24 protein-coding genes and 3 tRNA genes are annotated in these 24,934 nt (G+C 52.6%); 10 read left to right on the forward strand and 17 right to left on the reverse strand.

Annotated features, from left to right (window positions below):
* Nucleotides 1–135 precede the first annotated feature (135 nt).
* Nucleotides 136–1,104, forward strand: a complete 969-nt coding sequence (locus OGX75_RS19945) for a hypothetical protein (protein WP_110494706.1) — start codon at nucleotides 136–138, stop codon at nucleotides 1,102–1,104.
* A 117-nt stretch (nucleotides 1,105–1,221) separates the two neighbouring features.
* Here OGX75_RS19945 and yjiA read toward each other — a convergent pair whose 3' ends face one another.
* The 3 genes from yjiA to btsT form a co-directional block, all read right to left on the reverse strand.
* Nucleotides 1,222–2,178 (reverse strand): GTPase, encoded by a 957-nt coding sequence (gene yjiA, locus OGX75_RS19950; RefSeq protein WP_024130743.1) that lies wholly within the window; start codon nucleotides 2,176–2,178, stop codon nucleotides 1,222–1,224.
* Nucleotides 2,179–2,189: 11 nt separating this feature from the next.
* Nucleotides 2,190–2,393, reverse strand: a complete 204-nt coding sequence (locus OGX75_RS19955; protein ID WP_024130742.1) for a YbdD/YjiX family protein — start codon at nucleotides 2,391–2,393, stop codon at nucleotides 2,190–2,192.
* A 131-nt stretch (nucleotides 2,394–2,524) separates the two neighbouring features.
* Nucleotides 2,525–4,675, reverse strand: a complete 2,151-nt coding sequence (gene btsT / locus OGX75_RS19960) for a pyruvate/proton symporter BtsT (RefSeq protein WP_047459136.1) — start codon at nucleotides 4,673–4,675, stop codon at nucleotides 2,525–2,527.
* A 366-nt stretch (nucleotides 4,676–5,041) separates the two neighbouring features.
* On the opposite strand from btsT, the gene tsr reads away from it, so the two are divergent.
* The gene (tsr, locus tag OGX75_RS19965; protein ID WP_012134223.1) at nucleotides 5,042–6,706 is read left to right on the forward strand and encodes a methyl-accepting chemotaxis protein; all 1,665 of its coding nucleotides are present in this window, start codon (nucleotides 5,042–5,044) and stop codon (nucleotides 6,704–6,706) included.
* Between the two features lie 236 nt (nucleotides 6,707–6,942).
* On the opposite strand, the gene OGX75_RS19970 is transcribed toward tsr, so the two are convergent.
* The 7 genes from OGX75_RS19970 to OGX75_RS20000 form a co-directional block, all read right to left on the reverse strand.
* Nucleotides 6,943–7,458 carry a GNAT family N-acetyltransferase gene (locus tag OGX75_RS19970; RefSeq protein ID WP_286451531.1) on the reverse strand — a complete coding sequence of 172 codons (516 nt, stop codon included), beginning with the start codon at nucleotides 7,456–7,458 and terminating at the stop codon, nucleotides 6,943–6,945.
* Between the two features lie 66 nt (nucleotides 7,459–7,524).
* Nucleotides 7,525–9,816 (reverse strand): phosphatidylglycerol--membrane-oligosaccharide glycerophosphotransferase, encoded by a 2,292-nt coding sequence (opgB, locus tag OGX75_RS19975; protein WP_200053696.1) that lies wholly within the window; start codon nucleotides 9,814–9,816, stop codon nucleotides 7,525–7,527.
* 254 nt (nucleotides 9,817–10,070) lie between these two features.
* The gene (locus OGX75_RS19980) at nucleotides 10,071–10,562 is read right to left on the reverse strand and encodes a YjjA family protein (protein WP_058668533.1); all 492 of its coding nucleotides are present in this window, start codon (nucleotides 10,560–10,562) and stop codon (nucleotides 10,071–10,073) included.
* Between the two features lie 63 nt (nucleotides 10,563–10,625).
* Nucleotides 10,626–11,363, reverse strand: a complete 738-nt coding sequence (gene dnaC, locus OGX75_RS19985) for a replicative helicase loader DnaC (protein WP_049008305.1) — start codon at nucleotides 11,361–11,363, stop codon at nucleotides 10,626–10,628.
* 2 nt (nucleotides 11,364–11,365) lie between these two features.
* Nucleotides 11,366–11,905 (reverse strand): primosomal protein DnaT, encoded by a 540-nt coding sequence (gene dnaT / locus OGX75_RS19990; RefSeq protein WP_199976472.1) that lies wholly within the window; start codon nucleotides 11,903–11,905, stop codon nucleotides 11,366–11,368.
* A gap of 124 nt (nucleotides 11,906–12,029) precedes the next feature.
* Nucleotides 12,030–12,503 carry a threonine/serine exporter gene (locus OGX75_RS19995; protein WP_012134217.1) on the reverse strand — a complete coding sequence of 158 codons (474 nt, stop codon included), beginning with the start codon at nucleotides 12,501–12,503 and terminating at the stop codon, nucleotides 12,030–12,032.
* Entirely contained in the window at nucleotides 12,494–13,270 is a 777-nt protein-coding gene (locus OGX75_RS20000) for a threonine/serine exporter family protein (protein ID WP_024130740.1), read from the reverse strand. The genes OGX75_RS19995 and OGX75_RS20000 overlap by 10 nt, the downstream gene beginning before the upstream one ends.
* A 569-nt stretch (nucleotides 13,271–13,839) precedes the next feature.
* Here OGX75_RS20000 and OGX75_RS20005 point away from each other — a divergent pair.
* Nucleotides 13,840–14,562, forward strand: a complete 723-nt coding sequence (locus tag OGX75_RS20005; protein ID WP_047459110.1) for a LuxR C-terminal-related transcriptional regulator — start codon at nucleotides 13,840–13,842, stop codon at nucleotides 14,560–14,562.
* Nucleotides 14,523–15,191, forward strand: coding sequence for a DNA-binding transcriptional activator BglJ (gene bglJ, locus OGX75_RS20010; RefSeq protein ID WP_049008312.1), 669 nt, complete (start codon nucleotides 14,523–14,525; stop codon nucleotides 15,189–15,191). Before OGX75_RS20005 ends, bglJ begins: the two co-directional genes overlap by 40 nt.
* 64 nt (nucleotides 15,192–15,255) lie before the next feature.
* Here the strand turns inward: bglJ and OGX75_RS20015 are convergent, their stop codons facing one another.
* Entirely contained in the window at nucleotides 15,256–15,714 is a 459-nt protein-coding gene (locus tag OGX75_RS20015) for a YbaK/EbsC family protein (protein WP_012134213.1), read from the reverse strand.
* A 363-nt stretch (nucleotides 15,715–16,077) separates the two neighbouring features.
* Here OGX75_RS20015 and OGX75_RS20020 point away from each other — a divergent pair, with 363 nt between their 5' ends.
* Nucleotides 16,078–17,421: a PTS sugar transporter subunit IIC gene (locus tag OGX75_RS20020; protein ID WP_024130738.1), complete on the forward strand. Its 1,344-nt coding sequence runs from the start codon at nucleotides 16,078–16,080 to the stop codon at nucleotides 17,419–17,421.
* 30 nt (nucleotides 17,422–17,451) lie between these two features.
* Here OGX75_RS20020 and fhuF read toward each other — a convergent pair whose 3' ends face one another.
* Both fhuF and OGX75_RS20030 read right to left on the reverse strand, forming a co-directional pair.
* The gene (gene fhuF / locus OGX75_RS20025; RefSeq protein WP_134769775.1) at nucleotides 17,452–18,240 is read right to left on the reverse strand and encodes a siderophore-iron reductase FhuF; all 789 of its coding nucleotides are present in this window, start codon (nucleotides 18,238–18,240) and stop codon (nucleotides 17,452–17,454) included.
* Between the two features lie 122 nt (nucleotides 18,241–18,362).
* Nucleotides 18,363–19,430, reverse strand: a complete 1,068-nt coding sequence (locus OGX75_RS20030) for a GGDEF domain-containing protein (protein WP_012134209.1) — start codon at nucleotides 19,428–19,430, stop codon at nucleotides 18,363–18,365.
* Nucleotides 19,431–19,682: 252 nt separating this feature from the next.
* Between OGX75_RS20030 and OGX75_RS20035 the strand changes: the two genes are divergently transcribed.
* Nucleotides 19,683–19,919: a DUF1435 domain-containing protein gene (locus OGX75_RS20035; protein ID WP_080516675.1), complete on the forward strand. Its 237-nt coding sequence runs from the start codon at nucleotides 19,683–19,685 to the stop codon at nucleotides 19,917–19,919.
* A gap of 39 nt (nucleotides 19,920–19,958) precedes the next feature.
* On the opposite strand, the gene OGX75_RS20040 is transcribed toward OGX75_RS20035, so the two are convergent.
* The 4 genes from OGX75_RS20040 to rsmC all read right to left on the reverse strand — a co-directional run bounded on the left by OGX75_RS20040 (nucleotide 19,959) and on the right by rsmC (nucleotide 21,513).
* Nucleotides 19,959–20,045 (reverse strand) — tRNA-Leu (locus tag OGX75_RS20040).
* Between the two features lie 32 nt (nucleotides 20,046–20,077).
* Nucleotides 20,078–20,164: transfer RNA gene (locus OGX75_RS20045), tRNA-Leu, on the reverse strand.
* A gap of 27 nt (nucleotides 20,165–20,191) precedes the next feature.
* Nucleotides 20,192–20,278: transfer RNA gene (locus OGX75_RS20050), tRNA-Leu, on the reverse strand.
* 206 nt (nucleotides 20,279–20,484) lie between these two features.
* Nucleotides 20,485–21,513, reverse strand: a complete 1,029-nt coding sequence (gene rsmC, locus OGX75_RS20055; RefSeq protein WP_047459087.1) for a 16S rRNA (guanine(1207)-N(2))-methyltransferase RsmC — start codon at nucleotides 21,511–21,513, stop codon at nucleotides 20,485–20,487.
* Nucleotides 21,514–21,616: 103 nt separating this feature from the next.
* On the opposite strand from rsmC, the gene OGX75_RS20060 reads away from it, so the two are divergent.
* The 4 genes from OGX75_RS20060 to prfC all read left to right on the forward strand — a co-directional run bounded on the left by OGX75_RS20060 (nucleotide 21,617) and on the right by prfC (nucleotide 24,819).
* Nucleotides 21,617–22,030 carry a DNA polymerase III subunit psi gene (locus OGX75_RS20060; protein WP_200097116.1) on the forward strand — a complete coding sequence of 138 codons (414 nt, stop codon included), beginning with the start codon at nucleotides 21,617–21,619 and terminating at the stop codon, nucleotides 22,028–22,030.
* Nucleotides 21,999–22,445 (forward strand): ribosomal protein S18-alanine N-acetyltransferase, encoded by a 447-nt coding sequence (gene rimI / locus OGX75_RS20065; protein ID WP_200097113.1) that lies wholly within the window; start codon nucleotides 21,999–22,001, stop codon nucleotides 22,443–22,445. The genes OGX75_RS20060 and rimI overlap by 32 nt, the downstream gene beginning before the upstream one ends.
* 14 nt (nucleotides 22,446–22,459) lie before the next feature.
* The gene (gene yjjG, locus OGX75_RS20070) at nucleotides 22,460–23,137 is read left to right on the forward strand and encodes a pyrimidine 5'-nucleotidase (RefSeq protein WP_024130736.1); all 678 of its coding nucleotides are present in this window, start codon (nucleotides 22,460–22,462) and stop codon (nucleotides 23,135–23,137) included.
* Nucleotides 23,138–23,229: 92 nt separating this feature from the next.
* Nucleotides 23,230–24,819: a peptide chain release factor 3 gene (prfC, locus tag OGX75_RS20075; RefSeq protein WP_012134201.1), complete on the forward strand. Its 1,590-nt coding sequence runs from the start codon at nucleotides 23,230–23,232 to the stop codon at nucleotides 24,817–24,819.
* Nucleotides 24,820–24,934 lie beyond the last annotated feature (115 nt).

Genomic DNA, 24,934 nt, shown 5'->3' on the forward strand with positions numbered 1-24,934 from the left:
TTCTCATCAAATAGCGATGCGCGAATTCTACACAAAAAATCAGATGAAATCATTACACGCTATGTGCATTATTGGTGTTAAGTCTCTGTTTTAGATGAATTCGTGAATTTTGTACCCAACATATAAGGTTTTAATATGGAAGTTATTAATATTTGGAGATCCTTTCTTAAACATTTTAAACAGAAAAAATTAGACTCTGCGGTGGTTGTCTACGGCATGATCGCAATCTATTTAATTCCCTATAAGTTTCCTTTAAAAAGTTACCTGGTTGCATTTCTTTTTATATCTATTCTGATATTCTCTTGTACTCAAGAAAATCGAGTCAGGGAATATATTAGTTTCTTTATACGTACAGACAATAACCATTTATTGACTCGGTTTGCTGGTATTCTATCGCTAACTGCATGGTCAATTTTTTTGCTTTTGTTGTTGTCTGCTAATGTGTTTGTTAACACCATAACGTATTGGTTAGCAATTTTATTTTCAGTCTCTATCCTCATTAGTAGCATTTTGACTGTTTTAGATCTTGCCAGAAATAATACAGCAAAAACCCTTAAGGTAATCGGCCTGGCTGTTACCGCATTTTCAGGTATTTTTGCTTTTACTAGTAGTTACTCTGCCAGCATTTTCTGGCAAATTAGTAATCTGGCGCTATCCTCTTCTCCGTGGTTAGAATATTGTTGGAAAGCCACCGCATTTCTTATGTTTTTCTTGTGGTTATCACAACCTATTTGCTATGGGCTATTTCTGCGTTACGGTGATAAAGCAAAAGGGTATCGAATCTTTACATTAACGGGTGCTTTTATCATGTCAATATTTTTGTTTCTGCTTGTTCCTATGCTGATCGGTGATGCCGCTTATTTTGTGCTAAAAAAGACCATCAACTATGAATGGCGTGATGAAGCAAAATGTGGTGAGCTAAAAATTAAGAATAAAAACGAAAAGTATTTTGGTTTTAATACTAATAAATATACAGTCTTTTATTCAGATAAAAATGAAAAATGGGGGTTCTATGAGCTTACCTGCAAAAAAGGGAGTGACAGGAGAGATTCTTATATTGTAGAACCTTTGCCGGAATATAATATACCCTCGTGGTTAAGGTAGCTTGTATTTATCCTTATGTGGTGGTGTGCTGGTGATGGGAAGAGTACGACAACGGCGAATGGGGTGTTTCTTATCAGCTCAGCAGGGGCCATCATCCCGTGATGGCCCTGATACGCATTACTTCTTCAACCCCGCAAATGCGGCTCTGATCTCGTCTTCCGGCAGTTGAATACCGATAAACACCAGCGTGCTGTGCGGCTGTTCGTCGCCCCACGGGCGGTCCCAGTCGGCGCTGTACAGGCGCTGGACGCCCTGGAACAGCAGGCGGTTCGGTTCGCCTTCAATCCATAGCATTCCTTTGTAGCGCAACAGTTTCTCGGCGGACTCCAGCAGCAGGTTTTCCATGACGCGGGAAACGTCGCTGATGTCTACCGGATAATCCAGCTCCACCACAATTGATGAGATATCGTTTTGTTTGTCGGCGATAAAGTGGAAGCGCGGTGTGGCGCTGACCACGTTCTCCTCCAGCATAAAGCCGTTGGTGTCGAACAACAGGGAGAGGTCGATATCGCCGTGCGTGACGGTGTAAACCGGGGCGCGGGCGTTGATGCGCGCTAAGCGTTCACGCAGTTTTTCGCTAACTCCCGCCACGTCGGTTTTGGTCAGCAGGATGCGGTCGGCATAACCGACCTGCGACTGGGCGATGGTGAACTGGTTCATCTGCTCGTCGGCGTGTACCGCATCGACCAGCGAAATCACGCCGTCCAGCAGGTAGCGCTGGCAAATCACGTCATGGGAGAAAAAGGTCTGAATAATCGGGCCGGGGTCGGCCATGCCGGTGCACTCAATCACCAGACGGTCGAAATGGATGTTGCCCTGGTCGAGGTTGTCGAGCAGGTCTAACAGCGCGTCTTCCAGTTCACTGGAGCGGGTACAGCAAATGCAGCCGTTAGTCAGGGTTTTGATCTGGGTGGCGCGATCGCCAATCAACTGATCGTCAACGGAAACTTCGCCAAATTCGTTTTCGATAACGGCAATCTTGTAGCCGTGCTTTTCGTTAAGAATGTGGCGCAGCAGGGTGGTTTTACCCGCGCCGAGAAAACCGGTGAGTAGGGTAACTGCAATCGGGGTCATCAGTGCCTCCATTAACAGCAGCGCATGCCGCCTTTTCCGTCGCCGCCGTAACGTGCCTGCTGGCGCTCGCGGAAGAATTCTTCATAGCTCATGTACGGCTTGTCTGGATGGTTGGTTTGCATATGCTCGACATAGTTGTCGTAGTCTGGAATGCCAATCAACATCTTCGCCGCCTGGCCGAGATATTTTTTTGCCTGACCTAAGTTACCAAACATTTTCTCATCCAGATATGAATAAAGCCCAGCGAACCGGGCGTTGGTTTTGCCGGATGGCGGCTTGCGCCTTATCCGGCCTACGTTAACTGCATTTTGTAGGCCGGGTAAGCGTAGCGCCACCCGGCATCCGATTAATGGTGTGAAGAGGTCTTCACGCCGCCTTCCGGCACCGGTACATACGGCGTCTCTTTATCGGTACGACCGTTGATGGTACGGGCTTTCTGCCAGGTACGGAACCCATAGAAGATGATGCTGTACACTACCACCAGGAACAGAATACTCAGGCCTGCGTTGGTGTAGTTGTTCACGACGATGTGGTTCATATTGGCAATTTGCTGCGCGGTCAGTTCGCTGCCGTTGGCAATCTTCTCTTTGTACTGGTTAGCCATGTAGAAGAAGCCTTCCATCTGCGGGTTGGTGCTGAACAGTTTCAGACCCAGCGCCCAGGTGGTGCAGATCAGCAGCCATACTGCCGGGATAACGGTAACCCAGATGTATTTGGTGCGCTGCATTTTAACCAGTACCACGGTGCCCAGAACCAGCGCCACGGCGGCCAGCATCTGGTTGGAGATACCGAACAGCGGCCACAGGCTCTTAACGCCGCCCAGCGGATCAACCACGCCCTGATACAGCAGGTAGCCCCACAGACCGACGCAACCCGCAGTACCGATGACGCCAGCAACCAGAGAGTCGGTTTTCTTCAGGAACGGGACGAAGTTACCCAGCAGATCCTGCAACATAAAGCGGCCGGAGCGGGTGCCCGCATCCAGTGCGGTCAGGATGAACAGCGCTTCGAACAGAATACCGAAGTGATACCAGAAGCCCATATCAGCCATCGGCAACACTTTGTGGAATACGTGAGCGATACCGACCGCCAGCGTCGGTGCGCCACCTGCGCGGTTCAGTACCGACGGTTCGCCGATGTCTTTCGCGGTTTGCAGGATCTGCTCAGGCGAAATCACAAATCCCCAGGAACTGACAGTTGCCGCCGCGTGCGCGGTGACGTCTTTCAGCTGCGCCATAATCAGCGGCGCGTTCTCGCCACCCATTTCGTGCAGGTTCGGCATGGTGATACCGAGGCCCGCTGGCGGGGTGTTCATCGCGAAGTAGAGACCCGGTTCGATGATAGACGCCGCAACCAGCGCCATGATCGCCACGAAGGACTCCATCAGCATTGCGCCATAGCCGATGAAACGCGCGTCGGTTTCACAAGCCAGCAGTTTCGGCGTCGTACCGGAAGAGATCAGCGCGTGGAAGCCAGATACCGCGCCACAGGCGATGGTGATGAACAGGAACGGGAACAGCGCGCCTTTCCACAGCGGGCCGGTACCGTCGATGTATTGGGTCATCGCCGGCATTTTCAGCTCTGGGTTGAGGATCAGAATCCCCAGCGCCAGACCGACGATAACGCCGATTTTCAGGAAGGTTGCCAGATAGTCGCGCGGGGCGAGGATCAGCCATACCGGTAGCAGTGCGGAAATAAACGCGTAACCGATCAGCGCGAAGGTAATGGTGGTGTCTTTAAAGGTCAGCGCCGGGCCCCAGTACGGATCGTGCGCAATTACGCCGCCGAAGTAAATAGAGGCAACCAGCAGCACGATGCCAATAACGGAGACTTCACCCACACGTCCCGGACGCAGGAAGCGCATGTAGATCCCCATAAACAGCGCGATAGGTACGGTTGAGCAAACGGTGAAGACGCCCCACGGGCTTTCGGCCAGCGCTTTTACCACAATCAGCGCCAGTACCGCGAGGATGATGATCATGATTAAGAAGCAGCCGAACAGGGCGATGGTGCCCGGCACCGGGCCCATCTCTTCTTTGATCATCTCACCGAGAGACGCGCCGTTACGGCGGGAAGAGATAAACAGCACCATGAAGTCCTGTACCGCACCGGCCAGCACTACGCCCGCCAGCAGCCACAGCGTACCCGGCAGGTAGCCCATTTGCGCGGCCAGAACCGGGCCGACCAGCGGGCCGGCGCCAGCGATAGCGGCAAAGTGGTGACCAAACAGTACGTAGCGGTTTGTCGGTACGTAGTTCAGTCCGTCGTTATTAATGACCGCAGGCGTAGCACGCGTTGGGTCGAGTTTCATCACCTTCTGGGCGATGTACAGGCTGTAGTAGCGATAAGCCACCAGATAAACAGAGACGGAAGCGACCACGATCCACAGGGCGCTGACGTGCTCACCTCTGCGTAAGGCGACGACCGAGAGGCAGAATGCACCGATGATTCCAAGAATCACCCAGGGTATGTGCTTGAATATCTTTTTCGTATCCATAGTAAAACCTGGTTTTTAAGATTAATAATTGGCCGAAGCCGTTGGGTTTGAGTCTGTGTTTGAGGAGGTAAATTGACTGCTATGCTGAGGTGATCCTGCCAGAGATACGCGCGCGTAAAGTAAGGTAAATAAGTGAGTGGTTATATGTGGGCTTAAGCGGTCAGGAGTGTCAGTGAGTGGTTTTTCCGACGGAGGGATGCGGTCATTTATGTGATTGAGATCACTAATTAAAATCCAGCATTTCTTTTTCGTCGATCGTGAACGGAGAATCATTCGTGCTGATATCGTCCCAACCAGTACGAATTCGGTAAAGTTTTCCCTTTCCAGGCCGAAAATTCTGGTATCTGTCTAGCGGAAAGAGAAAACATGTTAAAACGAATCAAGATTGTGACCAGCTTGCTGCTGGTCCTGGCAATATTTGGCCTTTTACAACTCACCTCAGGCGGTTTGTTCTTTAACTCATTGAAGAATGACAAAGAGAACTTCACCGTTCTGCAAACCATTCGTCAGCAACAGTCCACACTGAACGCCAGCTGGGTTGCGCTGCTGCAAACGCGAAACACCCTGAACCGGGCGGGTATCCGTTACATGATGGATCAGAACAATATTGGCAGCGGCGCGACCGTTACCGATCTGATGCAAATTGCGACGACCTCTCTGAAACTGGCGGAAAAACACTGGGCTGAGTACGAGGCGTTGCCTCGCGATCCGCGCCAGAGTGAAACGGCGGCAGTGGAGATCAAGCGTAACTACGATATCTACCACAATGCGCTGGCGGAGCTGATCCAACTGTTGGGCGCAGGTAAGATCAACGACTTCTTCGATCAGCCGACTCAGGGTTATCAGGACGGTTTTGAGAAGCAGTATGTTAACTACATGCAGCAGAACGATCGTCTGTATGACATTGCGGTAGAAGATAATAACCGTTCATACAGCCAGGCGATGTGGGTACTGGCGAGCGTGTTAATCGTTGTGCTGCTGGTGATCGTCGCCGTCTGGTTCGGCATTAAGCTCTCTCTGATCGCGCCGATGAACCGTCTGATCGAAAGTATTCGTCATATTGCGAACGGCGATCTGGTGAAACGCATTGATGTGGAAGGCTCTAACGAAATGGGACAACTGGCGCAGAGCCTGCGTCATATGCAGGGCGAGCTGGTTCGTACCGTCGGTGATGTGCGTAACGGCGCGAATGCGATTTACAGCGGCGCCAGCGAAATCGCGATGGGCAACAACGATCTCTCTTCCCGTACTGAACAGCAGGCCGCCTCTCTGGAAGAGACCGCCGCCAGCATGGAAGAGCTGACCGCTACGGTGAAACAGAACGCCGAGAACGCGCGCCAGGCCAGCCATCTGGCATTGAGCGCGTCTGAAACCGCGCAGAAAGGCGGTAAAGTGGTGGATAACGTCGTGCAAACGATGCGTGATATTGCTTCCAGTTCGCAGAAAATTGCCGACATCATCAGTGTGATCGACGGTATTGCTTTCCAGACCAACATCCTGGCGCTGAACGCGGCGGTAGAAGCGGCGCGCGCGGGCGAACAGGGGCGTGGTTTTGCCGTGGTAGCGGGTGAAGTTCGCAACCTGGCGCAACGCAGTGCGCAGGCGGCGCGTGAGATCAAGAGCCTGATTGAAGACTCCGTCAGCCGTGTGGATGTGGGCTCAACGCTGGTCGAAAGCGCCGGTGAAACGATGGATGAAATCGTGAACGCGGTGACGCGTGTGACCGATATCATGGGGGAAATCGCCTCGGCATCTGATGAGCAAAGCCGTGGTATCGACCAGGTTGGCCTGGCGGTAGCGGAGATGGATCGCGTTACCCAGCAGAACGCCTCGCTGGTGGAAGAGTCTGCCGCCGCCGCTGCCGCGCTGGAAGAGCAGGCCAGCCGCTTGACGCAGGCCGTTGCCGTATTCCGCATTCAGCAGGAACAGCAGCGTGCGCGTGATGCCGCAGCGGTGAAACCGGCTTCTGCGTCTGTACTGCCGCGTAAAGCAGCCGTCGCGGATAGCGGCGATAACTGGGAAACCTTCTAAGCCGTCATGCCGGATGGCGCTGGCGCTTATCCGGCCTACGGGCAGAGAGCTGCTGTGATGCCGGATGGCGCTAACGCTTATCCGGCCTACGGGTAAGGAGCTGCTGTGATGCCGGATGGCGCTAACGCTTATCCGGCCTACGGGTAGGGAGTTGCTGTGTTGCCGGATGAATCCGGCCTACGGTATGGATGCGGTGCTATGTAGGCCCGATAAGGCGACAGCCGCCATCGGGCGCTTCAAACCAGCCTCAGGCGCATGGCGCAGCGTGATTCATACGCCAGACCGTGCGCCGCTTCTTCCTCTCGCTTTTGAAGTAACCCTGGCGACAGGTGCTCATCATCCAGCACCACAAATCCCATTCGCGCATAGAGCGGCGCATTCCACGCCACGTCCCGAAAGGTGGTAAGCGTCAGCGCATCAAAACCGCTGCTGCGCGCCTGCTCCGCGACGTACGCAATCAGTTGACGGCCAATGCCTTTTCCCTGCCATTCACGCAGCAGAGACACCTCGGCGATAAACAGCGATGAATCCAGCGCTTCGGCCAGTAAAAAACCGACAGGACGCTCATCGGCCAGCGCCAGCCAGCTCAATCCTTTTGCGGCGTGTTCCCGGTGTTGTTCAACTGAAATAACAGGGCCGTCGGCTATCCATGCCAGCGCAGGCACGTCCCGAAAGCGTTGACCCGCAGAGCGTTCAATGGCGGGCATGACGGTGATATCAGCCAGCGTGGTAGGGCGAAAAGTCATCTTCATGCGTGGGAGTATAGCGTGGATTGCGCAGACCCGATAAACGTTGTGTTATCGGGCCTGTACTAAGGATTAGCCTTCGGCATTCACCACTTTAATCTCAACCATCCCGATACCCAGCTTACGCGGGGAGTGGCCGAGAATATTGCCTTCATTGGTCGATACCGGGTCGGGCGGCACAATCACCAGCGTACTGGCATTTGACGGGTTATCAAAATGCAGCGTTGTTGTGGTGACTTCGTTCTCTAACACCAGCGTCTGTTCTTCCTTGCCTACGCGAACAGGAATAGGGCGATTAGCATTCGCGCCAAAGGCTTTGGCGGTGATCACCAGATCGAATTTCTTCGGTAACGGCGTGTTGTATTCAATCTTCACCTCATCACCCAGTTGCGCATTAGACCAGCGCCCCCACGATTCCGGTCGTGAAATACCGCTGAACTGCTTCACCTCTTCCGGCGCGCCAGCCACGTTAAAGATAAAACTGTCGGCTTTGTAACGAATATCGTTATCGACGATCTTCAACGTATCAACGTTGCCTTTGTAACGTTCCATATCGATAACCGTATCTTTAAACGCCGTTTTGCCTTTCCACTGTGCTTTATCGACGTGCTGGATGCTTTGTTGCCCGCCCAGTTGCCCTTGTGAAACGCACCAGTCGGTGGAGAGCGCCAGCTCCGGCGCCCACAGCTGCGCCATTTTGTAGCAGCGATCGACCCAGACGAAGTTATCGCGCGGGGCAAAATTAGCCAGCTGGAAACGCAGCGGGGCGGAGTATTCACTTTCCGGCAGCGGTTCGACGCGCTTATCCGACACCCGCAACAGCAGCGGCAGGCGGAAGTGGCTCCCTGAGAAAGCGATCATGTCTTTATCCCGATCGACGGTAAAATCCTTCATCTCTTTCGGGAAGTTCCACAGGCGAATAATGTCCGGCTTCATCGCCAGGATCTTCTCTTTGCTGTTCAGGAAGACTTCCGACAGCGACTGACCGGAGAGGCTGCTGCGCCCCAGGCCGATAAAGTTATCCCCGCCCAGAATATCCAGCACGGTCGCGCCGTTATCCATCGTGTTGCGTTTCACCGCCAGCGTATCCTGCTGAGGCTGGTCGCCGCGCAGCACGAAGAACAGGTTGTTGCGATCCTGTTTGTTCAGGTACTTCCACGCGGTGTTGTTCATCGCCAGATGGTCGGAGGAAACCACGATGACGGTATTTTTAAACCACGGCGATGCTTTGATTTTATTGATAAATTCGGCAATGTTCTCCTGGCTGCAACTGACGGCGCTAAAGGACTGGTTCGGCTTACCGTCGAAGTCGTAACGCTTGCGGTTACAGGTGCGTGAGATAAACCCGTCCGGGTGGTGAGTATCCACCGTCAGCGTAAACAGCGAGAAACGCTGGCCGGAGCGAGAGAGTTCTTCAAACTTTTTCCATGCTTCGTCGAGCACCGTATCGTCGTAAAAGCCCCAGTCGTTACGATAGCTCGGGTCAGCCACCACGGTTTTTAACTCTTCCGCACCATACAGGTGGTCGAAACCGTGGGATTTGAGGAACACGTCTTTTCCGGCGAAACGCAGATTTGCGCCCTGCACAAAATAGTTCTGATAGCCGGAGTTTTTCAGGATATCGCCCAGGCAGATATTCTGCGGGAAGAAGCTGGATACGGAAGCCGACGCGTTGCCTTCAAACGGCGCAAACAGCGGGATGCCGCACTGCGAGGCGACCATTCCGGCGATGGTGTAATCTGTGCCCGGCAATTGCATGGTGTGGCTGAAATCCAGCCCTTCGTTTTTCAGCGCTCCGAGTTCCGGCGTGAGATCCGGGAAGGCATCGTTATCAAAATAGGTGCGCTCCAGGCTTTCACCGTAGATATAGACCAGGTTGAGCTGTGGATTCGGGATCGTTTTCGACGGTTCTTTGTAATAAGCCGGGAAGTCCGGGTCGCCATCGCGCGACTGGGATTTGACCAGTTCGGAGATCTGGCGAAATGCCGGGCTGGCATCCACCGATCCCAGCGCCAGTAAGAGCGCCAGCAGGCTGTAGCCAAAATGGTGAGGATGGTGGCGACGCCTGCGCAGAACCCAGCCTAACGCGCCAAATACGGCGGCCAGCGCAAGTACGATGCCGGCGCCGGGCAGAATATATTTGCTGACGCCGGCACCCGTCAGGCTGTTGGTCAGCGTGTAGAGAACCGCATCGTTAATGCCGTCACCGGTAAAGTAATCACTGGCATAGAGCGTAATATTTAAGACAACAAAAAGCCCAAGTACCGCTAAAATGGCGGCAAACCACCAGGTGTTGCGACCCGCTTTCCACGCATAAATCAGCACGGATGCGAGAAACAGGGCGATGGAAAGTAACTCAGACAACTGATGATCCTCAATAAACCCGCATTCGGCAGGCGGCGTAATCTCTTTTCAGGACATACAATGTAATGGCGATGTCATATTGCTGCAATTATGGTGACATTAAAATGTGCAGTGATTAAGAATTGGTTTAGAACCTGGCTTTTTTGATCGTCGTCACTTCCCGTGATGCGGGGAAGGCGAGACAGAGAGAAGTAGAAAGAGAGAGGTCAGGCCGCGCTCAACGCTAAACGGTTGAAACGCGGCATGTTGGCGCATCAGGAAATGAAGTTCATCCCCTGTTTTAACACCAGGTCGCAGGCTTTGGTTTTCACTTTTTCCGCCAGCGGCGTGCTGCCAATGTTATCCAGACTAAGCTGTTCGCCATTTTGGGTATTCAGCAGACCCTGAATGCCATCCAGATAATTGGTGTCCTGCTTCTGTTCGGCGGCGCCAAGCCCCAGTTTATCCAGCACCTGGTTTTTAACGTTTTCCGCATCGGTAACAGAAGTCAGTTTCTGTTTCGCGCAATACTGCAAAATACCTGCCGCGTTGTTCATGTTATCAGCGCTTAATGCCTGATTGCCGCCATTCAGCAGGCTGGTCAGAGAAGACAGCGACATGCCGCCCTGCTGTGAAGAGCTGCTTTGTTTGCTCAGTTCGCTGGCGGCGCTGGAGAGAGAATCCTGCCAGGACGCGGCGAAGGCGCTGGTGGCGATAAACGCGCTGGCGGCAACCGCGCAGCACAGAAGACGTTTTGTGGTTTTCATCGTTATGACTCGTGTGTGTGTACCTTTCGTCGCAGTATAGCGCTTGCCTGGGTCGGAATGGTCTTAATACTCTTTGCCGGTGACGCGGCTACGGTAGCTTTCCCAGTTGAAGATCACCCACAGACTGTTTCCCAGACGCATACGATCCATTACGCGTTCGCCAAGGAGTTTGGTCATCTCATCCATATTGCTGTTGGTTAACATCCCGGTAGGGCGTTTGGATGATGAGCGGCGATCGACGATCTGGTTAATGATCACTTTTTCATAGCGGGATTCGGTCTGCATGCCGATCTCGTCGATCACCAGCAGATCCACATTGCTGAGATCGTTGAGCAACTGCTCTTCGCTGGTTTCGCGATTGCTAAAGGTGCCTTTCATCGCGGACATAATATCGGCGACGGTAATGATCAAAACCGATTTTCCGCGCAGCAGCAGTTCATTGCAGATTGCCGCCGCGAGATGGTTTTTCCCGGTGCCGGGTTTGCCCGAAAAGATAAAGCTGGCGATGTTGCCGTCGAACTCTTCGACGTACTGCCGCGCTTTGCTCAGCGCGTTCATCTGCCCGTCGTTCTCAACACGATAGTTATCAAACGAGCAGTTTTGATGCAGCGGACGGATGCCGGAACGGTTGAACGTGCGCTGCATTTTCATCGCCCGGTTTTCACGCGCCAGCGCTGCCGCACGCATTTCGCCTTGCTCTTTCTGCCATGCCAGCAGTTCTTCGCCCGTTTTGAATGCAGGCTCAACATTTGCTGGCATCATTTTTTGCAGACGTTTCATCAGGTCGCCAACGTTTTTCATCGTTACCCTCGAAAACCAGGTGGAATATGGTCGTCAGGTTCGCTGACGTTGTTCACATCACGTTTCGGCATACCGCCGTTACTGGCCCGGCTGATTTGCACGCTGCGCGCCAGCTTTTGCTGCCACTGGATGTGGTGAAAAATCTTACCTTCCGCTTGCCAGTAAGCCACAAACGAGGCCAGCTCTTCGGCGGTGACGGGTTCCCTTAGCGCGACGCCCCACAGCGCGGCCTGCCGCTGGAAGTCAGCATCCGGCTGCCAGTCTGCGTACATGGAGAATTTCCCCAGCGGAACGGCCACAGGCGCGGCCTGGGAGTCTTCGTAGAGTTGAGCATCCAGTGTGACATCGCTTCCCGGACGCGATAACTTTTCCTCCAGTGCCAGCAGTTCCGCCAGACGTGCCGGCGTCACGGCATAAAACGCGGGCGCGTTATTGGCGAAGACCGCCACCGCGCCGCTTGCCGATTTTGCCAGCACCGCGTTGTGATCGTGTAATAAGGCGTCAATACCGATGACGTCCGGGGTCAAAATTCTGGAAGACATAATGTTTCTCAACAGGGAACCACAACCGAGAAGGAATACTGTTTTTATAGTAACACACAGACGGGAGATATCGGCAGGGTGAGGGAAAGCAGCCTCACCCTGCCTGAGCGCAGGGAGAAAAGCATCACACCCGTGGGCGTTTGCGATACAGCCACAGACCGGGAACGGAAAGCCCAATGGAAAGTGCGCCGACAATAGAGGAGGCTTTCAGGAAATTGGTCAGCAATGTGATCATCAACGGTTCGCTGTAGCCAAAGTGGCTGATTTTGACGGCGGATATCATTGCCGTATAGGCGGATATCCCCGGAAACATCGGGATGACTGCCGCGACGGTAAAGACTTTGGGGTGCGCCAGATACCAGCGCGACCACTGAATGCCGATGCTCCCTACCAGCAGTGAGGCCATAAATGTCGACCATTCGATATTAAACCCGGCGGTCATCATCACCATGCGTGAGCCGTGGCCCAGCGCGCCGAGCAACGCACACCAGGGGAGCGCCCGGTGCGGCACGTTGAACACCATCGCAAAGCCCACTGCCGGGATTGCGGAGAGAATCATGTCCTGCATCAGCGCCAGAAGAAAATCGATTACACCCATCCGCGTAGCCCCCACAGCGTCATCGACATCACCACGCCGACGCACGTCGCCAGCGTTAACAGACTGGCAATCGCCCAGCGCGCCAGACCGGTATTAATGTGGCCCTTAAACATATCCGCGACGGAATTAATCAGCGGAAACCCCGGCACCAGCAGTAAGACGCTGGCGGCCATGGCGATGGTCGGGGTATGGCTGAAAGTGGGCAAGCGAAGCAAAAGGCCGGAAATGGTGGTGGCGACAAAAGCGGTGATGCAAAAGTTGATTTGTGGGTGTAAATGCCGGTGCGCCAGCATCTGGCGAATATACATCGCCACCATGCTGGCGAAAAAGGTGATCACCGCGCCATCCCATCCGCCGTTATTCAGTTTGCAGAAACAGGCGCAGGAAAGCCCGACCATCAGCGACACCAGCCACCGCGGGTAGCGCAACGGTCTGAGCTGGCTAAAGCGCTTCTCTACGCCTTTTATATCCAGCAAATTATGTTCGGCCAGGATGACAATATGCTGCACCTCCGTGACAACGTGCATATTAATGCCGCGATCCTGGTTCTTACGTGTCGATGTCAGACACTGCCCATCTTTAATGGTGGTGAGAACGATAGCGTTGGAGGAGATGGCGCTTTCCACGCTGTCCATCCCTAACGCCAGCCCCAGGCGGGTGGAGAGTTCATCAACCAGCGCGCTCTCCGCGCCGTGTTGCAATAAAAAAAGCCCGCATTGAATACATAACCGTGTAACCGTTCGTTGTAACGACTGCTCTGTTTGCATGACTCGCCCTGACTGAAAAGACGCGTTGCGTACCATCTGAATGACGAAAGTCTTCTTTGTATCATGAAGCCCGACCCTTTTGGCTCTGGCTAAGATCAATTTTGTGATGAAAAAAGAGGCAGGATGCCAGACAATCAGTCGCTGAATGTCATAATTGCAGTATATTGAATGCCTTACATCGAACGTGAATGACAGGGAATGAAGTATCGTCTGTAACCTCTGAAATTAATGAGACGATATTCTTTTCTTGTGCTTCCTGAAAGCATAACTATCTGATGCGAAACATAGCGTGAGTTTATTAAATTCCCCTTGCATATGTTAGAAATGCTAATGATCTAATTTAGTTAATTTAATTGTACCGCAATTATTTTTAGCGGTAATTATGCAATAATAGTTTGGTGATTTTATACTATGCGGATCATTGTATAGAGTCGTTATTGCTATAACATTTCAAATAAAAGCCAAGGATAAACAATTCACTTCGTCTATTACCACGTCTGTTTTTCTCATTAATTATATTATTTATTAATGAGTGAACAGGAGGGGAGACCTGTGGATATGGAGGAGATATGTTGCCAGGATGCCGCAAAAACATAATTATTATCAGTAAAATACCTGTTATACAGACGGGGTTAAAAGAGGTGGTGCTGGGCCATTTCCCTGCTTATGAACTGATGTACTGCCGTTCCGTAGAAGAACTGACATTAATGCAGTTGCGCCGCTCCGATGTAGTGATTACGGATTTAACGGGAGAATGTAAACATCCCCGCGCTGTCTGCGAGCAATTTTACGCTTTATTATCTCAATACCATGATATTCACTGGATATTTCTTGTTTCCCGTGCGTTTTACTCACAGGCGATTGAGCTTCTGATGAGCCCCTTCAGTACGTTGCTGTCTGACGTTGAACCGGTTGAGAATCTGGTAAACGTGATTGAAGCAGGCAATGCCCATACGGACAGGATCAGTAAGACGCTGCTATCTCCCGCTCTGCCAGACGTCTCGAGTTTTGGCCATCGTCCGGTTGTTCTTACGCTGTCGGAACGGAAAGTGTTACGGCTTCTGGGTAAGGGTTGGGGGATTAATCAGATAGCGATGTTGCTTAAGAAGAGTAATAAAACGATTAGCGCGCAGAAAAACAGTGCGATGCGGCGTCTGTCAATACACAGCAATGCTGAGATGTATGCCTGGATAAACAGTTCTCAGGGAGCAAGAGAATTGAATTTACCTTCAGTTTATGGAGATGCTACTGAATGGAAAACAGAATTGCCAAGGGAAATGTCGCACTCATAGAGAAGTGTGTAATGAGCAGTATTGGAATGAAAAGTTTATTTGACGCGTTTCCTGATTGCCAATATAAACTTCATATTTTTCCAACTCAATCTGCTTTCCAGAAAGCGATGTTAAGTACTCCTTTTTCCGTCGTTATTTTTTCACTTTCTGCGATGCGGGAAGATCGCCGGATGGGGCTGGCTTATCTGGCGGAACTGGCTGTGAATTTTCCTCGTGTGCGCCGACTGGTCATCGCGGATGATGATGCGGAAGCCCGGTTAATTGATTCGCTGTCGCCTTCGCCGTTAGATGGGGTCTTAAGTAAAGCGTCGTCACTGGCCAGTTTGCAGGAAAAGCTCTTTTTATTATTGAACAGTAAGCGAGAGGTGACGGAACACACTCTGAACCTCTGGTATCTCAATCAGAGCCGAATGATCAGCCCCACTGAGCGTGAAATTCTGCGTTTTATGTCGAATGGTTATTCGATGCCACAGATAGCCGTTCAGCTGGAACGCAATATCAAGACGATTCGCGCCCATAAATTTAATGTGATGTCTAAACTGGGCGTCAGCTCAGATGCTGGATTGCTTGATGCGGCGGATATCCTGCTGTCTCTGCGCGCCGAAAAGCCAGGTCGCTTATCCGCGTAATTCTGTAGTCGCTCTGTATTTACAGGTTGCTTGTGCCGGGTTTATCGCCCGGGCACAAATAGCATCACTGGCACACATCAATCCAGGTTGCTGAAGTGAGTTCTGCCATTCTGTCGGGGGAGATTCGGACTGCGCTGTGCGTTGCCCCTGCTGCTGGTAAGACTTCAGCATAATGTTTTAATGAGACGTCGCAATAGACGGGCAGAGGCGTTTCCAGCCCGAAAGGGCAGACACCGCCGACCGGGTGCCCTGTGGCGATCACGACTTCATCGCTGCTGAGCATTCGCGCTTTCGCGCCAAACGTGCTCTTGAGTTTCTTATTGTCCAGGCGAGCATCGCCTTTGGCGACAACCAGAATAATGTCGTCTTTCACCTTAAGCGAAAGCGTTTTCGCTATCTGTCCTGGCGCGACATTGTGCGCTTTCGCTGCCAGTTCCACCGTCGCCGTACTCTGATTTAATTCGATGATTTCAATATCCGGGGCACGTTCGGCCAGAAACTGCCGTACCGATTGCAGACTCATTCTTTTCTCCTGACGCTGTATTAGCAGTCCTGTTTTTCAGAAAACCGCGTGGCGTAATTTGTCATAAGGAAAGCGGCACTGTAAATAATTTATGTAATAAACCAGCAGCATGAACGATTTTTCGATCGTCTTCACATTCACGGAAACCGGTTACAGTAACCGGTTGCAGTCCGGCGGGCGGGGATTAATACTGAACCTGTCACTTCCTCTGTATCACATAATAAGAGCCATTTATGAAACTTCATTCTCTCTGCTGTATCGCTGGTGTTCTCCCCGGCGCGGTCGCGAAAAGTAGTAATGGACCCTTACACGGCGGTGCTGCTGCCAGCACGTCTATGTTGTTTTGACTGACAGGAGAACGCTATGTCTACCAACCATGCTGTGTTTAATGTGATTTTTCGGTTTGTCGAAAACTACGTAAGTCCCGTTGCCGGACGTATTTCCTCACAACGTCATGTTATGGCGATTCGTGATGGCTTCATTTCGGCAATGCCGTTTATGATTGTCGGCTCCTTCCTGCTGGTTTTCGCCTATCCTCCTTTCTCACCGGACACCACCTGGGGATTTGCCCGTGGCTGGCTGGCGCTGGCGAAACAGTTTGAAAGCCAGATTTTGACGCCGTTTGATATGACGATGGGGATCATGTCCATCTATATCTGTGCGGCCATTGCCTATAACCTGGGCAAACACTATGTTAAATCGCATCAGTTAGATCCGTTTATGTGCGCCATGCTCTCGATCATGGCCTTCTTGCTGGTTGCCGCGCCGAAAACAAACGGCACTATGCCAGTTGACAGCCTGGGCGGAACGGGGATTTTTACCGCGATTCTGGTGGCGATTTACTGTGTTGAAATGATGCGCTTCCTGAAGGCGCATAACATTGGCATTCGCCTGCCCGACCAGGTGCCGCCGATGATCAAGAACTCCTTTGATCTGCTGATTCCGGTGCTGGTGGTGGTTCTGACCTTGTATCCGCTGAGCCTGGCGATCCAGTCGCAGTTCGATATGCTGATCCCACAGGCGATCATGGCGATCTTTAAACCGCTGGTTTCCGCTGCGGATTCGTTGCCCGCTATTTTGCTGGCGGTGCTGATTGGGCATCTGCTGTGGTTTGCGGGGATTCACGGAGCGGCGATTGTCTCCGGGATGCTGCAAATGTTCTGGCTGACCAATCTCGGTATGAACCAGACCGCGTTGGCGCAGGGGGCGCCGTTGCCGCACATTTTCATGGAAGCCTTCTGGACTTTCTTCATCGTCATTGGCGGTTCTGGCGCCACGATGGGGCTGGTGATTTGTTATTTACGCAGCCGTTCCGTACATTTGCGCTCTATTGGCCGCTTAAGCGTCGTGCCGAGTATCTTTAATATCAACGAACCGGTTATTTTCGGGACGCCGATTGTGATGAACCCGGTGTTCTTTATCCCGTTCCTGCTGGCGCCAATGGTGAACGCCGTGCTGGCGTGGGCGGCGATGAAACTGGATCTGATTGGGCGGGTGATTTCCGTGGTACCGTGGACTGCGCCCGCACCGGTTGGCGCTGCGTGGGCACTGGGCTGGGACTACCGTGCGGCGATCCTGGTGGTCATACTGGCGCTGGTGTCCGCCATCATATACTTCCCGTTCTTTAAGGTTTATGAGAAGCAGCTTCTGGCGCAAGAGGCCGAAGAGGCCGGGCGTGCAGAAGAGGAGAGCCAGCAGATGGCCTGACGTGTTGAACAAGGCGCTGCGGCGCCTTGTTTATTTCAGCGTACAGTCACCGCATTGCTGAACGTCTGGCAACCGGTAGCGTTGACAGCAGGTTCGGCGCACCAGCAGACCTTCGCGAGGGACGACGGTACGCCACAGCGGGTTATCCTGGCCACTGGAAAGCTGCTTTTCGAAGAAGCAGCTCTGGCGCAGCGTTGCCAGCAATGCTTCGCCAAGCAGCGGTTTCATTTCGGTCAGATACCAGTTGATCAGATACCCGGTGTTACTCCAGATAAGCTTACCGTTAATATCGCCGGTTGATTCCAGTGCCTGAACGACCGGCATCAGCGCAGAGACGATCAGCGTTTCCATTCTCTGTTGAGGAGAATGCGCGGTTGCCCGCTCGTCCTGATGCACATCAACCCAAAAACAGGCTACGCGTCCGGTTTCGTGAAACTCAACGTGCATGTGCTCGGGCGAAACGTCAATGGCCCTTTCCTGGGTGAGCAGGGCAAGCATCAGAGGCGGTACCATCAGACCGATATACCATTGCGCCCAAAGCGAAATGAGCGGCTTATTTTCGCGTGGTTGCGTCGGTTGATGACGATAAATATGGTCGGAATAGATAGCCAGCAGGGAGCGCATCGTACCCGGTCGAGCCCACTGCGCCAGCGTCATGGCGCCCGTTGGGTGCGGTTCGTCCAGCCGAATAAAATCAAGCAGATGTTCGCGCGTCCGGGTTATCGTTTCACGCACGGCTTCAGCCAGCGAGGGCATCTCAGGCTGGAGATGGGCTCGCCAGGTGACATCTTCAATAATCGGTGCGGAACGGTAAGGCATAGCGCTGTATATAAGGATAGTAATCTAAATGATAATGATTGCTAATCCTAATGATAGCGATAGTCGATGGCAAGCGCTTTGTCGTGACGCTGTGCGCGGTAGCACGATGATATCGCCCTGTGTCAGACCGTACGCAGTTCGTCACTCGCAAGAATGTTGTTGCGCCCCAGGTTTTTGGCTTCATACAGCGCTTTATCCGCTTTGACGATTGCAGCCTCCATGTCCTGACCCAGTAGCGGCGCGATGCCAACGCTGATGGTGACATTGGTCGCCACGCTGACATTAAACATATGTGGGATTTTGAGATCGTAGACCTTCTGGCGAATACGTTCGGCGGTCGTGCGCGCCTCCTGTGGATCGGTCGCGGTCAGCAGAACCATAAACTCTTCACCGCCAAAACGGGTGACAATATCCCGGGAACGGACAGCGTCACGAATCGCGGCTGAAACGCGAATGAGAGCCTGGTCGCCCATCATGTGCCCATAGTGATCGTTATAAGCTTTGAAGTGATCGATATCCAGCAGCAATACGTAGTGTTCTTCGTGCGTTTCCAGAGCAAGGAGCGTATTCAGCTTATTTTGCAGGCCGCGGCGATTATACAGGCCAGTCAAAGGATCGAGCATACTCAGCCCGTTCAGCGTTTCTCTCTCTTCCAGCAGTTTGTACATCAGCTGTTGAGCGAAATCGTCATAGCGTTTTTGAATAACATGCTGGATGGCAATGCCCGCCATCGGGAGCGCCATGAGATAAATAATCCGTATGCCGTGTTCGCTGCCATTAAGCCACAGGCAGGCCAGAACGGAAGGCAATGAATGGAACGTAAACGCAATGATATTATTAGCAAAAGCGATGGAGCCAATAAATAACACGCAGAGAAGGGCGATGAGTAGAAAAGTATAATCGCTATGGTTCATAGCATTATATTTCAGTGTGATATGCCAGGCCCACAATATGCCTGATATAACAGAAATAAAGGGGATATTAATCTTTTTATGTGTATATTTTCCGTGCCATATCAGAAGTAACGTACTTGCAACAAAGAGCAGTATTGCCGGGACTGAGACAGCCCTGACCTCATAAAGAGGAAAGACAAGCGTAAACAGCCCGGACACCGCATTGAGAAACAGAAAAAGGCGTAAAGAGAATTGATATTTTTTGGTGCGTAATGCGCGCCAGGATTGAGCTGTCATATCTGAATGTCGTTATTTATCTATGAATTACGCTGGTTGGGGCCAAAATGAAAAATAACGTGCGGGAAAAAGCCCGCATAAATAAACGTTTTTATTGTTTGTAAGTTAACCACTGCTCAATCTATCACCTTGCTGAATTCATGTCATCAATTGTTAAGACAATCTCATACAAGGAAGTGTGACGAACTGCTGACAAATGAGAAATTTTATCATATGCTATTGGTTATCATTATCGGTATCAGAGGTAAAGCCATGTTGCAGCGTACACTGGGCAGTGGATGGGGGATATTGTTGCCGGGTATTTTTATTACCGGACTGGCGTTTGCCGGCCTCTCCATTGACGCATGGAAGGTACTGATTGTATTAGGATTACTGCTGACTTCGTTGATGCTGTATCACAAACGCTTACGGCATTTCGTCCTGCTGCCGTCATGTGTCGCGCTGATCAGCGGCATGGTGCTGGTTATGATGAATTTGAATCAGGGATGAACAAACAAGGCGTAAAACAGAGAAGGGAAATAAGATAATTGGTGCGAGGGGGGGGACTTGAACCCCCACGTCCGTAAGGACACTAACACCTGAAGCTAGCGCGTCTACCAATTCCGCCACCTTCGCACAGTCATCTTACTTTTTTGATATCGCCTCGTTGGTGCGAGGGGGGGGACTTGAACCCCCACGTCCGTAAGAACACTAACACCTGAAGCTAGCGCGTCTACCAATTCCGCCACCTTCGCCCAGTGCGAGCAATATCAACGTGGTTTTGGTGCGAGGGGGGGGACTTGAACCCCCACGTCCGTAAGGACACTAACACCTGAAGCTAGCGCGTCTACCAATTCCGCCACCTTCGCATACCATCGATTCTTAAAAAGAATCGCTACCACGGAGGCGCATTCTAGTGGTTTTCAGCTTTTCGTCAATAGTTAATTACGCAGGATGGATTGATTGCTGCAAAAATGGGCGCTAACCGCAGGCCGGATAAGCGAAGTGCCATCCGGCATCTGCAAACCATGCCGGATGGCGGTGCAGGCACTTTATCCGGCCTACGATGACCACTCTATTTCTTCGCCTGGCGCGTCATCACCGTGCGGTAAACTTTAAAGCGCCCGGTTTGCGCAATCACTTCGTGGAAGCCAAACGTTTCATCCAGCACTTTCGGGTAGGGCAGGAAGGCGTTAGCCACGATGCGCAACTCACCGCCGCTGTTGAGGTGGCGAACCGCGCCGCGAATCAGCGTTTGCGCGGCATCCAGGCTGGTTTGTATTCCATCGTGGAACGGCGGGTTAGAGATGATCATATCAAAACGCCCTTTTACGTCAGAAAAGACGTTACTGGCGAACACCTCACCCTCAACGCCGTTTGCCGCAAGCGTTGCGCGACTGGCCTCAACGGCAGGCGCGGAAACATCACACAGGGTTAAACGCACTTTTGGCGAGTGGCTGGCTAAGGCCGCAGAGAGCACGCCTGCGCCGCAACCGACATCCAGCACTTTGCCTTTGGTATGTGGCGTCAGCGTGGAAAGCAGCAACTGGCTGCCGACATCCAGACCGTCGCGGCTGAAAACGCCGGGCAGCGTTTTGATGGTCAGATCGTTAATGCGGTACTCGCCCCAGTATTTTTCCGCATCAAAGACAGGCTGTTTTTCCAGACGGCCATGATACAGCCCGCAGCGGCGCGCGCTGTCGATTTTGTTCAGCGGCGCGTAGTCGGCCAGCATTTGCTCTGCGCTGCGAACGCCGCTACGGTTTTCGCCCACCACGAAGATGTCGGTGCCGAGCGGCAGCAGCGACAGGATATTCATCAACTGGAACTGGGCTTCAGGTTTATTTTTCGGCCAGTAGTAGATCAGCGTGTCGCAGTCCGCGACGTCGTCAGCGTGGGCGACCAGGCTAAAGCGCGCCTTCTCGCCCATCAGCTGGCTTAACAACTGCCAGTGGTGGAATTGTTGCGTATGCACGCGGCTGGCGGCGCTTTCGAAGCGGGCTGGCAGGTCATCCTGCAAATCTCCGGCAAACAGAATACGGCTTTGTTCGAAATCATCACTGTGGCGCAGCAAGACTTCACTTGCCGGGGTAAAAGCAGACATGAAAGGTTCCTCTATTGTTCCTGGCGGCGATTATAGTTGTTTGTTGGCGCAGTTTCGACGAATTTGCTATATTTGCGCCCCTGACAGACAGGAGCGTTTCGCTATGACATCCCGACGAGACTGGCAATTACAGCAACTGGGCATTACCCAGTGGTCGCTGCGTCGCCCTGGCGCGCTACAGGGGGAAATCGCGATTTCCCTTCCGGCGCACGTTCGTCTGGTGGTCGTGGCGGAAGAATTACCGGCGCTGACCGAACCCTTGATGAGCGATATTTTGCGCGCATTGACCGTCAGTCCCGACCAGGTATTACCGTTGACGCCTGACCGCATCGCCATGCTGCCGGAAGGCAGCCGGTGCAACAGCTGGCGGCTGGGTACTGAAGAGCCTTTGCTGCTGGAAGGCGCTCAGGTGACAAGTCCTGCGTTTAATGAATTACGGGCAAACCCAACGGCACGCGCCGCACTATGGCAACAAATTTGCGCATATGAACACGATTTCTTCCCTCAATCCGACTGATTTACCTGCTGCGTTTCTGATTGAAAAACGCGCCCATGCGTTTCCGTGGAGTGAAAAAACCTTTGCCAGCAATCAGGGCGAACGTTACCTCAACTATCAACTGACGGTCGGCGGAAAGATGGCGGCGTTCGCGATTACGCAGGTGGTGCTGGATGAGGCGACGCTGTTCAATATTGCGGTCGACCCGGATTTTCAGCGTCGGGGGCTGGGGCGAGAACTGCTGGAACATCTGATTGATGAACTGGAAAAACGCGGCGTCCTGACGTTATGGCTGGAGGTGCGCGCCTCAAATGCCGCCGCCATCGCACTCTATGAAAGTTTAGGTTTTAATGAGGCAACGGTGCGCCGTAATTACTACCCGACGGTTGACGGGCGTGAGGACGCGATAATCATGGCATTGCCAATCAGTATGTAAGACAAGGTGGAATGATGAAGTGGGACTGGATTTTCTTTGATGCCGACGAAACGCTGTTTACGTTTGACTCGTTTACCGGCTTGCAGCGGATGTTTCTCGACTATAGCGTCACCTTTACCGCTGAAGATTTTCAGGACTACCAGGCTGTCAATAAACCGCTGTGGGTGGATTATCAGAACGGCGCTATCACTTCGCTTCAGCTTCAGCGCCAGCGCTTTGTCGGCTGGGGCGAGCAGCTGAACGTCCCGCCTGAAGAGTTAAATGATGCGTTTATGAATGCTATGGCGGAGATTTGCGCACCGCTGCCGGGTGCGGTTTCGCTGGTTAACGCCCTGCACGGTAAGGTGAAGATGGGCATCATCACCAACGGATTCACCTCATTGCAGCAAATTCGCCTTGAACGAACAGGGCTTCGCGATCGTTTTGATCTGCTGGTTATTTCTGAAGAAGTGGGCGTGGCGAAGCCCGATCCGCGCATCTTTGATTACGCGCTGGAGCAGGCAGGCAGCCCTGACCGCTCTCGCGTGTTAATGGTCGGCGATACCGCAGAGTCTGATATTCTCGGCGGCATTAACGCCGGGCTTTCCACCTGCTGGCTGAATGCGCACCATCGCGAGCAGCCTGCGGGCATTGAACCGACCTGGACCGTGGCGTCATTAAGCGAACTGGAGCAACTCCTGTGTAAACACTGATTGCCTCCCCCCCGTTGATGGGTAAAATAGCCGCAATTTTTCGTATTCAACATGCGTGGTCAGACGCCGCGCTTACTCAAGAAGATTGAACTATGACGTTGTCTCCTTATTTGCAAGAGGTGGCTAAGCGCCGCACTTTTGCCATTATTTCTCACCCGGATGCCGGTAAAACCACTATCACTGAGAAAGTATTGCTGTTCGGACAGGCTATCCAGACTGCCGGGACGGTAAAAGGCCGTGGCTCCAGCCAGCATGCAAAATCTGACTGGATGGAAATGGAAAAGCAGCGTGGTATTTCTATTACCACGTCGGTAATGCAGTTCCCGTATCATGATTGCCTGGTCAACCTGCTGGACACCCCCGGGCACGAAGACTTCTCGGAAGATACCTACCGCACGCTGACGGCGGTGGACTGCTGTCTGATGGTGATTGACGCGGCAAAAGGCGTCGAAGATCGTACCCGTAAGCTGATGGAAGTAACCCGCCTGCGCGATACGCCGATCCTCACCTTTATGAACAAACTTGACCGTGACATCCGCGACCCGATGGAGCTGCTGGATGAAGTTGAGAACGAGCTGAAAATCGGCTGTGCGCCGATCACCTGGCCGATTGGCTGCGGGAAGTTGTTCAAAGGCGTCTATCACCTTTATAAAGACGAAACTTACCTGTACCAGACCGGTAAAGGCCACACTATCCAGGAAGTGCGCATTGTAAAAGGTCTGGATAACCCGGAACTTGACGCTGCCGTAGGGGAAGACCTGGCGCAGCAGCTGCGCGACGAGCTGGAACTGGTGCAGGGCGCGTCCAACGAGTTCGACCATGAGCTGTTCCTGGCAGGTGAAATCACCCCGGTCTTCTTTGGTACTGCGCTGGGTAACTTCGGCGTTGACCATATGCTGGATGGCCTGGTGGAGTGGGCGCCTGCGCCGATGCCGCGCCAGACCGATACCCGTACGGTAGAAGCGAAAGAAGAGAAGTTCACCGGTTTCGTGTTTAAGATTCAGGCCAATATGGACCCAAAACACCGCGACCGCGTGGCGTTTATGCGAGTGGTCTCCGGTAAGTACGAGAAAGGCATGAAAATGCGGCAGGTACGTATCGGCAAAGACGTGGTGATTTCTGATGCGCTGACCTTTATGGCGGGCGACCGTTCTCACGTTGAAGAGGCGTATCCGGGCGATATTCTGGGCCTGCACAACCACGGCACCATTCAGATCGGCGACACCTTCACTCAGGGCGAAATGATGAAGTTCACTGGTATACCGAACTTCGCGCCGGAGCTGTTCCGTCGTATCCGCCTGAAAGATCCGCTGAAGCAAAAACAGCTGCTGAAAGGGCTGGTTCAGCTGTCTGAAGAAGGCGCGGTACAGGTGTTCCGTCCGATCGCCAACAACGATCTGATCGTGGGCGCTGTCGGCGTGTTGCAGTTTGACGTGGTGGTTGCCCGTCTGAAGAGCGAATACAACGTTGAGGCTATCTATGAGTCCGTCAACGTCGCCACCGCACGCTGGGTTGAATGTACTGACGCGAAGAAATTCGAAGAGTTCAAGCGTAAGAACGAAGTACAACTGGCGCTGGATGGCGGTGATAACCTCACCTATATCGCACCGACAATGGTTAACCTGAACCTGACGCAGGAACGCTACCCTGACGTTCAGTTCCGCAAAACGCGCGAGCACTAATTGTCCCTCCAGGGCGCGTCATCCGGCGCGCCCTGTTACTTTCCCTGCCTTTTTAACCGCTTGCGGAATGTTCTTAAATCCCTCAGTTTTTCTTATGGTTGCTTGTTTTTTAAGC

This window comes from Citrobacter sp. CK199, assembly GCF_030333285.1.
GTDB classification, from domain to species: domain Bacteria; phylum Pseudomonadota; class Gammaproteobacteria; order Enterobacterales; family Enterobacteriaceae; genus Citrobacter_B; species Citrobacter_B koseri.